This window comes from Pseudarthrobacter sp. TE9888, from assembly GCF_056279345.1.
The window spans coordinates 1,321,703-1,333,702 of sequence record NZ_JBWBRD010000002.1; the positions used below are offsets into that span (position 1 = coordinate 1,321,703).

13 protein-coding genes are annotated in these 12,000 nt (G+C 66.8%); 5 read left to right on the forward strand and 8 right to left on the reverse strand.

Features of this window, described 5'->3' with window-relative positions:
* The first annotated feature begins 98 nt into the window (after positions 1 to 98).
* The 4 genes from ACZ9J7_RS06725 to ACZ9J7_RS06740 all read left to right on the forward strand — a co-directional run bounded on the left by ACZ9J7_RS06725 (position 99) and on the right by ACZ9J7_RS06740 (position 4,015).
* Positions 99 to 992 (forward strand): methylenetetrahydrofolate reductase, encoded by an 894-nt coding sequence (locus ACZ9J7_RS06725; protein ID WP_476208076.1) that lies wholly within the window; start codon positions 99 to 101, stop codon positions 990 to 992.
* A gap of 11 nt (positions 993 to 1,003) precedes the next feature.
* Entirely contained in the window at positions 1,004 to 1,876 is an 873-nt protein-coding gene (gene purU, locus ACZ9J7_RS06730; RefSeq protein WP_476208077.1) for a formyltetrahydrofolate deformylase, read from the forward strand.
* Positions 1,877 to 1,915: 39 nt separating this feature from the next.
* The gene (gene ligM, locus ACZ9J7_RS06735) at positions 1,916 to 3,328 is read left to right on the forward strand and encodes a vanillate/3-O-methylgallate O-demethylase (protein WP_476208079.1); all 1,413 of its coding nucleotides are present in this window, start codon (positions 1,916 to 1,918) and stop codon (positions 3,326 to 3,328) included.
* Positions 3,329 to 3,397: 69 nt separating this feature from the next.
* The gene (locus ACZ9J7_RS06740) at positions 3,398 to 4,015 is read left to right on the forward strand and encodes a PadR family transcriptional regulator (protein ID WP_476208081.1); all 618 of its coding nucleotides are present in this window, start codon (positions 3,398 to 3,400) and stop codon (positions 4,013 to 4,015) included.
* 16 nt (positions 4,016 to 4,031) lie between these two features.
* Here ACZ9J7_RS06740 and ACZ9J7_RS06745 read toward each other — a convergent pair whose 3' ends face one another.
* From ACZ9J7_RS06745 to ACZ9J7_RS06780, 8 genes are all read right to left on the reverse strand, one after another.
* The gene (locus tag ACZ9J7_RS06745) at positions 4,032 to 5,285 is read right to left on the reverse strand and encodes an ABC transporter substrate-binding protein (protein ID WP_476208083.1); all 1,254 of its coding nucleotides are present in this window, start codon (positions 5,283 to 5,285) and stop codon (positions 4,032 to 4,034) included.
* 2 nt (positions 5,286 to 5,287) lie between these two features.
* Positions 5,288 to 6,391, reverse strand: a complete 1,104-nt coding sequence (locus ACZ9J7_RS06750) for a branched-chain amino acid ABC transporter permease (protein ID WP_476208085.1) — start codon at positions 6,389 to 6,391, stop codon at positions 5,288 to 5,290.
* Positions 6,391 to 7,272 carry a branched-chain amino acid ABC transporter permease gene (locus ACZ9J7_RS06755; RefSeq protein WP_476208086.1) on the reverse strand — a complete coding sequence of 294 codons (882 nt, stop codon included), beginning with the start codon at positions 7,270 to 7,272 and terminating at the stop codon, positions 6,391 to 6,393. The genes ACZ9J7_RS06750 and ACZ9J7_RS06755 overlap by 1 nt, the downstream gene beginning before the upstream one ends.
* 4 nt (positions 7,273 to 7,276) lie before the next feature.
* Complete coding sequence (locus tag ACZ9J7_RS06760) at positions 7,277 to 7,987, reverse strand: ABC transporter ATP-binding protein (RefSeq protein WP_476208088.1); 711 nt, start codon at positions 7,985 to 7,987, stop codon at positions 7,277 to 7,279.
* The gene (locus ACZ9J7_RS06765) at positions 7,974 to 8,756 is read right to left on the reverse strand and encodes an ABC transporter ATP-binding protein (RefSeq protein WP_476208090.1); all 783 of its coding nucleotides are present in this window, start codon (positions 8,754 to 8,756) and stop codon (positions 7,974 to 7,976) included. Before ACZ9J7_RS06765 ends, ACZ9J7_RS06760 begins: the two co-directional genes overlap by 14 nt.
* 134 nt (positions 8,757 to 8,890) lie before the next feature.
* On the reverse strand, positions 8,891 to 9,178 hold the full coding sequence (locus ACZ9J7_RS06770) for a MoaD/ThiS family protein (protein WP_476208091.1): 288 nt from the start codon (positions 9,176 to 9,178) through the stop codon (positions 8,891 to 8,893).
* Complete coding sequence (locus tag ACZ9J7_RS06775; protein WP_476208092.1) at positions 9,171 to 10,280, reverse strand: WD40/YVTN/BNR-like repeat-containing protein; 1,110 nt, start codon at positions 10,278 to 10,280, stop codon at positions 9,171 to 9,173. The genes ACZ9J7_RS06770 and ACZ9J7_RS06775 overlap by 8 nt, the downstream gene beginning before the upstream one ends.
* 72 nt (positions 10,281 to 10,352) lie before the next feature.
* Entirely contained in the window at positions 10,353 to 10,553 is a 201-nt protein-coding gene (locus tag ACZ9J7_RS06780; protein WP_476208094.1) for a hypothetical protein, read from the reverse strand.
* Between the two features lie 279 nt (positions 10,554 to 10,832).
* Here ACZ9J7_RS06780 and ACZ9J7_RS06785 point away from each other — a divergent pair, with 279 nt between their 5' ends.
* Positions 10,833 to 11,963 (forward strand): hypothetical protein, encoded by a 1,131-nt coding sequence (locus ACZ9J7_RS06785; protein ID WP_476208096.1) that lies wholly within the window; start codon positions 10,833 to 10,835, stop codon positions 11,961 to 11,963.
* The last annotated feature ends 37 nt before the right edge of the window (positions 11,964 to 12,000 follow it).

Here is a 12,000-nt window from a genome sequence, read left to right on the forward strand (position 1 = left end):
AAGGGAGCAGGTATCCCTAAATAGCTATCGACATTACCTATGTACATAGGTAATCTTGGAGGCGGGTGCACCGCTGCATCCGCCGAAAGGACGACCTGATGGCGACTCGAACCATGCCCGCCCCCAACCGGGCAGCATCCCTGGAACTCATCAAGAACTTCTCGCTGGAGATGACCGGCAAGGACATTCCTGCCCTCATCGAGGCAAAGGACAGCATTCCGCCGGGCACCCGCATCAACGTCACCTTCCTCGGCAACGAGGACCTGGAGATGCGGCTGGCCGCGGCCAAGGCCGCCCGGGACCTGGGCTTCGTCCCGGTACCGCATGTTTCGGCGCGCCGGCTGGCCTCGAAGGGGGACCTGGAGGAATTCCTCCGGCGGCTGCGGGAGGTGGACGCCGCCGATCATCTGTTCGTGGTGGGCGGCGACCCCGCAGAACCGGAGGGCCCGTACGGTGACTCCCTGGCCTTGGTGAACACCGGCCTCCTGCAGCAGTACGGGGTCCGGGAAGTGGGAATCGGCGGATATCCGGAAGGCCATCCGGACATCCGGAAGGAAGACCTTTGGCGTGCCTTGGAGGACAAGTCCGCAGCCCTTTCCGCGCAGGGCCTCGAGGCCTCCATCATCACGCAGTTCGCCTTCGACACCGCGCCGGTTGCCGCGTGGATCGACGAGGTCCGGGCCAGGGGCATCCAGGCTCCCATCCGCGTGGGCACGCCGGGCCCGGCCGGAGTCAAGCGGCTCCTCGGTTTCGCACGCCGCTTCGGGGTGGGAGCCAACGCCATGATCGTGAAGAAATACGGCTTCTCGCTGACCAACCTGATGGGTGACGCCGGCCCGGACCGGTTCGTCAACGATCTGGCCGCCGTACTGGCAGACCGCGCACCAGGGCAGGACCACCACCTCCCGGCGCAGGTGGGGCTTCACTTCTACACCTTTGGCGGCCTGCTGGCCACGGCCAACTGGGTCCGGCACTTCACCGAAGAGGGCTAGGGCGGCAAGCCATGGTCCTGCACACCGAATCCCGCAAGGACCAGTCCTGCCTGATCGTCTACGGGCCGGACCGGCCGGGCATCGTGGCTGCGGTGGCCGCCCTGGTGACCCGCAACAGGGGAAACATCGTGTCCCTGGACCAGTACTCCAGTGATCCTTCGTCGGGTGATTTCTTCCAGCGGGTGGTCTTCAACCGGCCGGACCTGTCCGCCGCAATGCCCGAGATCGAGGCCGACCTCGCCGGGACGCTCACGCCACTGGGGCTCGCCTGGACGCTGACCGACCGCTCCATCCCCAAGCGCATGGCCATCCTGGTATCCACCTCAGACCACTGCCTGCTCGAACTCCTGTGGCGGCACCGGCGGGGTGAACTGCCGGTGACCATCCCCATGGTGATCTCAAACCACACCAACACGGCGGAGGACGTGCGGTCCTTTGGCGTCCCGTTCTTCCACGTCCCCTCCGCCGGGACGGACAAGGCCGCGGCCGAGGCCCAGATCCTGAAGCTGCTGGAAGGGAACGTGGACTTCGTGGTGCTGGCCCGGTACATGCAGATCCTGTCCCCCGGATTCCTGGACGCGGTTTCCGTGCCGCTGATCAACATCCACCACTCCTTCCTGCCTGCGTTCGTGGGCGCCGCGCCCTACCGCAAGGCGAAGGACCGGGGCGTCAAGCTGATTGGCGCCACCTCGCACTACGTGACCAAGGACCTGGACGAGGGGCCGATCATCGAACAGGACGTGGCCCGGGTGACGCACGCCCACTCAGCGCTGGACCTGCAGGCGCGGGGCGCCTACGTGGAACGCGCAGTGCTCTCCCGCGCCGTCCAGTGGCATGCCGAAGACCGGGTCATCCGGCACGGCAACCAGACCATCGTCTTCTAACGACCCACCAACAATCCGATACAGAACAAGAGGTTCAACGTGGCACCGAAAAACCTGCAGGAAGTCCTCGACGCGTCGAAAGGGGCCGTGGACCTCCTCCGCAACTCCCAGATTGGCTCCTACATCTACCCGGTGGTGCCGGCAGACTTCCAGAACTGGATCAAGGAGCAGACCGCCTGGCGGCAGACTGCAGTGCTGTACGACCAGTCCCACCACATGGACAACCTGTTCCTGAAGGGCCCGGACGCCATCAAGCTGATCACGGCCACCGCCATCAACTCCACCGCCGTGTTCCCGGTGAACAAGGCCAAGCAGTACGTGCCCACCACCGAGTCCGGGCATGTCATCGGGGACGGCATCCTCTTCCACGAGGCGGAGGACGAATACGTGTACGTCGGGCGCTCCCCGGCAGCCAACTGGCTGCTCTACCACGGCGAAACCGGCGGCTACCGGGACCTGGACATCACCGTGGACCGGCGCTCACCGTCGCGGCCGTACGGCCACGGGGTCTCGCGGCAGTACTACCGCTTCCAGATCCAGGGACCCAATGCCTGGCAGGTGATCGAAAAACTCAACGGCGGAGCCCTGGAGCAGCTCAAGTTCTTCAACATGTCCACCATGACCATTGCCGGCACCACCGTCCGTACCCTGCGGCACGGCATGGCCGGCGCACCGGGTCTGGAGGTGTGGGGACCGTACGCGGACCATGACCGCATCCGCGACGCGATCGTGGACGCCGGAGCCGAGTTCGGGCTGGTCCCCGTCGGCTCCCGGGCGTACCCGTCCAACACGCTTGAATCGGGGTGGATCCCGTCTCCACTTCCGGCCATCTACACCGGCGAAGCGGAGCGCGGCTACCGTGAATGGCTGCCGGCAGATGGCTACGAAGCCACCGGGACCCTGGCGGGATCCTTCGTGTCCGGGAACATCGAGGACTATTACCTGACCCCGTGGGAGCTGGGCTACGGCTCGTTCGTCAAGTTCGACCACGACTTCATCGGCCGGGACGCACTCCAGAAAATGGACCCCGCCGCCCAGCGCAAGAAAGTCACCCTGGCCTGGGATGCCGAAGATGTCACCTCCATCTTCGCGTCGCTGTTCAACGTGGACGGCCCCAGCTACAAGTTCTTCGACCTGCCCCTGGCAAACTACGGCTCGGCCAACTATGACTCCGTAGTGGACGCCGACGGGACCGTGGTGGGCTACTCGATGTTCACCGGCTACAGCGCCAACGAACGCCGCGCCCTCTCGCTCGCAACGATTGATCCCAACGTCCCCGAGGGCACGGAACTGAAGGTCGTGTGGGGTGAGCCCAACGGCGGCACTGCCAAGGCCGCTGTCGAACCCCATGCGCAGACCGAGGTGCGGGCCGTGGTCAGCCCCGTGCCCTACTCCACCGTGGCCCGCGCCACCTACCACGGCGGGTGGCGGACGAACTACCAGTCGGCCTAGGCTGGGGACCCCGGAGTGCGGGGGCGAGTGCGCCCCCGCACCTTCCTTGAGCCCTTGGAGGAGTACCGCATGAGCCTTCGGTACGCGCTGCTTGCGCTGCTGCGCGTGGGCCCGCTGTCAGGCTACGAACTGCAGAAGCAGTTCTCCATGTCTGTGGGGCACGTGTGGCACGCCCCCGACTCGCAGATCTACCCCGAGCTGCGCAAGATGGAGGCGGAAAACCTCATCGAAGGTGAGGAGCAGCCCCGGGGCCAGCGCGCCACCCGGCGGCTGTACCACGTGACGGATACAGGAAACCAGGCCTTCCTCGACTGGATGCAGACCCCCCTGGAGTACGCCCGGGTCCGCGACCCGGCCCACCTGCGGGCCGCCTACCTTGAAGCGGCGTCGCCGGAAGCCGCCCGGGCGTTCTTCCGCCGGCACAGGGACCAGTGGGAGTCCGAACTCGCCCAATGGGAAGGTGAACTCCAGCGCATCGACCAAGTGGACAACCCAATGCTGGTGCGCCGCCTGGCCGTGACGGATCCGGCCGACCGTGAACGGACCATCGCTTTTAAAAGGTTCACCTACGAGGGCCTGGTGGATCGGGCCCTCGTGGAGATCGCGTGGGCCCGGCGCGGGCTGGAACTGGTGGACGCCCTGGAATCCGGGGGCGCCCGGCCGGAGCCGAGCGCCGCCCGCGCTTAGCGGAAACCCGCCCTAGTCAGCCAAAGTTCTCGGCCGTTGCGTAACCCTTGCCGTTGTACTTCTGCACCACCACCGAGGACACTGCCGGCTGGCCGTCCACCGTAGTGTTGACCGACGTACCTTCCAGCATCAGCGGCGCCTTGAGGTCCTTGATGTCCCGCAGCGCGGTCATGAAGCTGTCCCGGGTGGGTTCCTTCATGTTCTGGAACGCCTTCTCAAGGGTGGCGCCCACCATGTAGCTCCACATGCAGTGCGGGAAGGCCGGCATGTCCGGGTAGTTCCCGTACTTCTTGAGTTCATCAAGGAATTTCACGACGTCGGGGTCCTGGGCGAATGCCGGGCTCTGCGGCGCCTTCGCGAAGGACACCGAGTAGATGCCGGGGTAGGCGGCGCCGCCGCCGGGCTCAAGGATCGCAGTGGGGCTGGACGTATTGGAGGGCAGGAACCAACTGGGCTTCCAGCCGATCTGCTGCGCCTTCTGCAACGAGGCGATGGTCAGCGGCGTGATGGACATGGCGTTGAAGAAAACGTCCGCCCCGGAGGAGGCCAGCTGGGTGAGCTGGGCATCCACGGACGTGTCGGTGGCCTCGTAGGTCTGCTCCCCCACCACCGAAATGTTGGATGCTCCCTGGATGGCTTCCTTGAAACCGGCCACGTAGCCCTTGCCGTAGTCATCATTCTGCGACAGGATGGCCACCTTGTGCTGCGCGCCCGACTTCGCCAGGAGCTTGCCGAAGGCGGCCCCCTCATTCTGGTAGACGGGCACGAAGCCCAGCTGCCACGGGCTCTGCTTCCGGTCGCTGAAGAGCGGGTCGCCGGTCATCACCAGCACCTGCGGGACTTTCTGGCTGATCGCGGCGTCGCGGAAAGCACGGTTGGTGGGTGTGCCCAGGCCGGCCGTGGCGGCAAAGACGTTGTCCGACACCATCTGCTGGAAGTTGGCCAGCGACTTTTGCGGATCGTAGGCGTCGTCGTAGGACTTGATGTTCACGGTGCGCGTCTTGCCGTCGCCAAACTTCACGCCGCCGGCGGCGTTGGCGGCACCGAAGTAGGCCGAGACCCCGGCTACCGTGCACTTGCCCGGCCCGGCGGTGGCACCGCTGAGGGGGGTGGTGATGCCAAGCGTGATCGCCGAGTCCGTGATCCCGGGTGAGGACGCAGAACCCCCGCCGCCCTGGCCGCCGCTATCGCCCCTGCAGCCGGACAGGGAGAGCGCGAGGGCGGCTGTCACGGCAACGATGCCAAGGACCCCGCCGGGCTTCTTTCTCATGTTCATGGTCCATCTTGCCTCTCTGTTTGTTCATGTCCCTCCGGCGCATCGTCCGGTACCGGACGGTGCGCTGGAGCGGTCTGCTGGGAAGTCTCCCGGGTTGGGCCGGCGGAGGACCGCCGGCCCGTGGAGCGGCCGGCGCCGGTCCGGCGGGCCAGCCGGCGCATCACCCGGGGCACGCTCACCAGGCCGCCGGGCAGCAGGAACAGCACCGCGAGAAGGAGGGCGCCCTGGCTGACGGTGGTGAGGTTGGGATCTATGGCGTTAGTCAACTGCGGGACGAAGACGTAGTAGGCACCGCCAAGGAGGGACCCGGCAATGCTTCCCGAACCGCCGATCACCATTGCGGCCAGGAGGCTGATGGAGTGGCCGAAGCTGAGGGTCTCAGGCGAGGTGTACTGTACGGCGGCGAGGTACAGGAAACCGCTGGCACCGCCGAAGATGGAGGCGATGGTGAAGGCAAGCACCTTGGTCCGGTAGGGGGAAATGCCCATGGAGGCGGCCACAGCCTCGTTTTCCCGGACGGCCGCGAACGCCCGCCCGTACTTGCCCCGGACCAGGCTCCGCGCCAGCAGGAAGGCCGCGGCCGCCACCACCAGGACGATGTAGAACTGCCACTGGTCGTTGTCCAGCCCGGACCAGTCCGGGGCATCCGTGAACCGTGCGGAGATTCCCTGCGAGCCGCCGGTGAATTCGGAAAGGCGCTTGGCCAGGGGTACCCCGACGATGGGCAGGGCGATGGTGACCATCGCGATGGCCAGGCCACCCAGGCGTGCGGCCGCGAGCGCCACCAGGAGCCCCACCACACCGGCCACGGCGCACGCCGCGACGAACACCAGCAGGATGTTCCAGCCATGGTTGACGCCGTAGGCGGTGACATACGCGCCCAGCCCCACGAAGAAGATCTGCCCCAGGTTGACCTGGCCGGTATAGCCCATGACGATGTTCAGCCCGAGCACCGCCACCGCATAGACGCCGATACGGACCAGCGTCTGGTTCGCAAAGGCCGGCAGGGCCAACGGGGCCACGATCAGCACTAAGGCCACGACGGCGGCGAGCAGTATCCGGACCCATGGCTTGCGTGCAGCGGCGGCAACGGCGTTCATCAGACCCTCACCACGACCTTTCTGCCGAACAGGCCCTGGGGACGGACGATGAGGATGACGAAGATCAGCGCGAACGGCACGGCGATTTTGAGGTCGTGGCCAATGAAGGGCACGTAGACGGCCACCAGGTTTTCCAGCACACCGATTGCGGATGCCGCCACCACGCAGCCGATGGGACTGGTCAGGCCGCCGAGGATCACGGCGGCGAGCGCGTAGACCAGGGCGGTGTCCAGCATCCCGGGCGTCAAGGTCAGCTGCGGAGCCACCAGGACGCCGGCAATCGCCCCCAGGGTGGCGGCAAGTCCCCATCCGACCATGAGCAGGCGGCCCACCGGCAGGCCGGAAAAAGCGGCCGACGCCGGGTTGTCGGCAACGGCGCGAAGGGCCAGTCCCAGCTTGGTGCGCAGGAAGAGCAGTTGCAGGACCACCATGATCACAACGATGGTCACGGCGGTGGCAAGGGACCTGACGCTGACGACGGCCCCGAGGATTTCAACGCTGGTCAGCGGGAAGAGTGACGGGAACCCCAGGTTGTTGTAGCCCCAAAGGACTGCGCAGATGCCGGTCACCAGGGTGAGCAGGCCGATGGTCACCACCACTGCGGTGTCCGGATCTCCCCGCTCAAACCGCCGGATCAGGAAGCGTTCCACCAGTGCGCCGAAGAGGAAGGACAGGAAAATGGCAATGATGATGGCCAGGATGAGCGGCAGGCCGAGCTGCACGAACACGTAGGCGATGTAGGCGGACAGCACCGCCATGCCGCCCTGCGCGAAGTTGATCAGGCCGGTGGCCTGGTTCACCAGCACGATGGCCAGGGCCAGGGCCGCGTAGATGGAGCCGGTGGCGAGGCCGTCGACGACGAGTTGGATGAAGGTTCCCATACGCTCAGCCCCCCAGGTAGGCGCGGCGGATTTCGTCCATGCCCTTGAGTTCGGCCGAGGTTCCGGTGAGGACGTTCCGGCCCGTTTCCAGGACGGTAGCGGTGTCCACCAGGGAGAATGCGAGGTTCGCATTCTGTTCCACCACCAGCATGGCGATCCCGGATTCGAGCCGCAGCCGCCGGATGGCCTGGTAGACCGTCTTGGCGGTGCTCGGCGCCAGCCCCAGCGAGGCTTCGTCCAGGAGCAACAGTTTGGGTTTGGCCATGAAGGCGCGGCCAACCGCGAGCATTTGTTGTTCGCCGCCCGAAAGTGCCGCTGCCCGCGAGCCAACCCTGTCCTGCAGTTGCGGAAACAGGTCCAGGCAGTAGTCGATGTCGCCGGCGATGGCCTTCCGGTCCTTGCGGAGGTAGGAGCCCACCATCAGGTTCTCCCGCACGCTCAGCTGGCCCAGGGTGCCGCGGCCTTCGGGTACGTGCGCTATGCCCAGTGCTGCCACCTGGTCCGGCCGGAGGCCCCTGATGTCCCTGCCATCGAACCTGATGCTGCCGCCGGTCCGGACACTGCCGCTGATGGCCCGGAGCGTGGTGGTTTTGCCTGCCCCGTTCGCGCCCAGGATGCCTACGGATCCGCCCTCCGGGACGCTGAGGGAGACTCCCTCCAGGACCTGCACGGGGCCGTACGACGCTGTGACGCCGGTAAGTTCAAGCAGCGTCATCCGCAGCGTCCTTTCCGATGTAGGCCTCAATGACGCGGGGGTCGGATTGGGCTTCCGCCGCGGTTCCCGACATCAGTTTCCGCCCGTGGTCCAGGACCACTACCTGGTCCGTCAGCGCCGAAATGAGTCCCATGTGGTGCTCAACGATGATGATGGTGAGGTCCTGCTCGGCGCGGAGACGCTTCACGGTGGCGATGAGCTGCTCAACCTCCCCGTGCGACAGACCGGCTGCCGGTTCATCGAGAAGGAGCAACGAGGGCCTGGAAAGCAGCGCCCGCCACAGCTCAACGCCCTTATGGAGCCCGTGGGACAGTTCGTCGGCGGGGACGTCCGCCGCCCATCCCAGCCCGGCGTTGGCAAGGAGGTCGAGCGCCTCGGCGCGGACGGCGCGCTCGGCACGGAGGGTGTACGGCATCCGCAGCGCCCACGAGACCGGGCCGCCGGGCAGCCGCGTGTGGCCGCCGAGAAGCACGTTCTGCAGGACCGTGGCGTTTAACTGGAGCGCCGGATGCTGGAAGGTGCGGGCGAGTCCAAGGCGTGCCATCCGCGACGGGGCGCTGCCGGACACCTCGTTTCCGTCGATGGAAATCGAACCGGAGCTTGGCCTGTAGTGGCCGCTGATGCAGTTGAACAGGGAGGTCTTTCCGGCACCGTTCGGACCCACAAGGCCGAAGATCACGCCGGGCTCGACGTCGAAACTGACGTCCTGCAGCACCTTGACCCCGCCGAAGTGCAGGCTGACGTCCTTGAGGCTCAGGCTCGCGGCCACCCTGTACCTTCCTGTCGCATCATCGCTAGGAATGGGTGCAGTTGATCACCACTGCACGAAACCGACGGTACGGATCGCGGACGAAATTGTCAACGATTTTGCACTCGGCTTGCGCCTTGGACTCCAGCCGCCTCTCAGCCGCCCGCAACAGACTGGATGACCAGCACTTCCTGGCCTGGCACCACCTCGGTTTCCAGGCCCTGCAGCCGCCGCACCTCGTCGCCGTCGACATAGATGTTGACGAATCTGCGCAGCGCCCCGGTCTCGTCCCGGAGCCGGCGTCCCAGCACGGCATGGTCTGCGGCCACGGCATCGAGCAGGCGGCCTACCGTTACGGGCCCGTCGGCCGGTGTGGACAGGACGGACTGCCCGCCGGCCAGGGGCTGCAGGACGCTGGGCAACAGCAGCGAAATCTCAGCCACCGGCCACCACTGCCGCCCGGACGCAGAGGACGTCCGGCAGGTGGGACGCTACTTCCATGAACGACTCCCCCTCGTCAGCACTCGCGTAGACGGTCCCGCCCCGCGTGCCGAAGTAGACCCCGGCCGGTTCCGCCGTGTCCACCGATGCGGCATCCCTGAGCACGCTGTTGTATTCCTGCTCGGGGAGTCCGGCGCTGAGCCGCGTCCAGGTGTTCCCGGCGTCGTTGGTGCGGTGGACGGCGAGCCTTCCGTCCGGAGGGATGCGTTCGCCGTCGGCCTTCAGCGGCACCACCCAGGCGGTGCCGTCCCGGCGCGGATGCGTCAGCATCACGAAGCCGAAGTCGGCCGGCAGGCCGTCGGCGATGGAGTTCCAGCTGTCGGCATTGTCATCGGTCCGGTAGACCCCGTGGTGGTTCTGTGCGTAGAGGCGTCCTTCGACGGCGGCGTCCGCGGCAATCTTGTGCACGCACTGGCCGAACTCCGGGTTGGGGTCCGGCATGAAGTAGGCCGAGATGCCCTTGTTGCGCGCTTCCCAGGACGACCCACCGTCCACTGAGCGGTACACACCGCCGGTACTCATGGCCACGTGCACGGTTTCGCCGGCGGGGTCCACCACGATCGAATGTGCCGCCGCACCGCCGTAGCCTGCTCCCCACTCACTGCGGTGCGGGTGGTCCCACAGGCCCCGGTTCAACTCGAAGTGCTCGCCGCCGTCGGTCGATTTCCACACGGAGATGGGCTCCGCTCCGGCCCATACCACCCCGGGCCGGGATTCGGCGTCCGGGTAGATCTGCCATACGCGCTCCAGGGCGGCGCCGGTGTCGCCGGGAAAGGTGATGGCGCCCTGCTCCGGTTCGGACCAGGTGGCACCGAGGTCATCGGAGTGTGCAACGGTCGGTCCCCAGTGCGGGCTGCGGACTCCCACCAGGATCCTGGTGCGGCCTTCCCGGGTATCGATTCCGATGCTGGGGATTTCGGCCATGAAGAAATGGGGGCCGGTAAAGGACCACTCCTGCCGGTCGCGGCTCGTGGCGAGCCACAGGCCTTTCTTGGTGCCGATTGCCAGGATGAAGGATTCTGCCGCCGTTGCCATGCGGACCATGCAACCACCGCAGTGGCCAAGGCGCAACGGGTACAGGCCCCCTTCAGCTCCCGAACTGCCGGCGGTCGGGGGTTAGTCCACGAATTCCGACTGGGTCTCGATGAAGTCCCAGTCCGCGGCGGTCAGTACAGCAGCGGGGTTGCCGGGGTGCGGACCGCCCGCCTCCGCGATCCCCTGGAGCACCGGAAGCGGCAACTCCAGCGTGCGGAGGTTCTGCCGCAGCCACTCTTTGCTGGCCAGGTCCAGGTCCAGCCACCACATGTAGATTTCCACGATTCCCCCTCCCTGCTTCAGTTAAAACGGTAGGCCCGGCCCCAGCGGCGGACAAGGGCCCGTGGCGGAAGCAGGTGGCGTGGGCCGGCTTTAGGGTACTGGCAGGTAACTTGGGCCGCCAGCCCCCGGGAAAGACGAGTACCCCCTACTGGCGACTGGCCCGGCCGGGGTCCCTAGCCTGAAATCTCATAGCAAGCTGACCGTGCTGCTGGGGCATACGGCGCAACCGCTGGCCGTCCCCGCCATGGTCCGTTTCACGAACAGACATGGGGAGAAGACATGAAACGCACCTTAGCCACATTTGGGGCGGTGGGGCTTGGCCTTATGAGCCTCACAGCACCTGCCATCGCAGCTTCCGCCCCAGTGGTAGTCAGCCAGCCTGGCGGAAGCACCCTGATACCGCTGGAATTCAATGTCAACAGCGCAGGCGGGAACGGCAACGGCGGAACCAACAACGCCGGCGGAGGCACCGACAACGGCGGCGGCAACGGCGGAACCAACAACGGCGGCGGCAACGGCGGCGGCAACGGCGGAACCAACAACGGCGGCGGCAACGGCAACGGCGGAACCAACAACGGCAACGGCAACGGCGGAACCAACAACGGCGGCGGCAACGCCGGCGGCAACGGCGGAACCAACAACGGCGGCGGCAACGGCAACGGCGGAACCAACAACGGCGGCGGCAACGGCAACGGCGGAACCAACAACGGCGGCGGCAACGGCAACGGCGGAACCAACAACGGCGGCGGCAACGGCAACGGCGGAACCAACAACGGCGGCGGCAACACCGGCGGCGGAGGCACCGACAACAGCGGCGGAGGCACCGACAACAGCGGCGGAGGCAACACCGGCGGCGGATCCAACAACGGCGGCGGCAACGGCAACGGCGGAACCAACAACGGCGGCGGCAACGGCAACGGCGGAACCAACAACGGCGGCGGCAACGGCAACGGCGGAACCAACAACGGCGGCGGCAACGGCAACGGCGGAACCAACAACGGCGGCGGCAACGGCAACGGCGGATCCAACAACGGCGGCGGCAACGGCAACGGCAACGGCGGCGGCAACACCGGCGGCGGAGGCACCGACAACGGCGGCAACGCCGGCGGCAACACCGGCGGCGGCAACGGCGGAACCAACAACGGCGGCGGCAACACCGGCGGCGGCGGAGGCACCGACAACACCAACGTCTCGGCGACTTTGACCCAGGCGGCCGCCCCCAAGGCAGCCCCTAAGGCTGCTCCCGCCGCAGCCCCCGTCAGTGTGGGAACCAACCAGGGCTACAACGCCCAGACAGCCGTGGCGGCTGACAGCACACCCGGCTGGCTTGCGGGCCTCGGAGCACTGGCTGCCGCAGGAGCGCTCGTGGGTTTACGCCGTCGGCCACGTCCACTGCACATCACCCGCTAGCCCACAATCCGCCACCCTGGTGGCTTACAGACAAGGA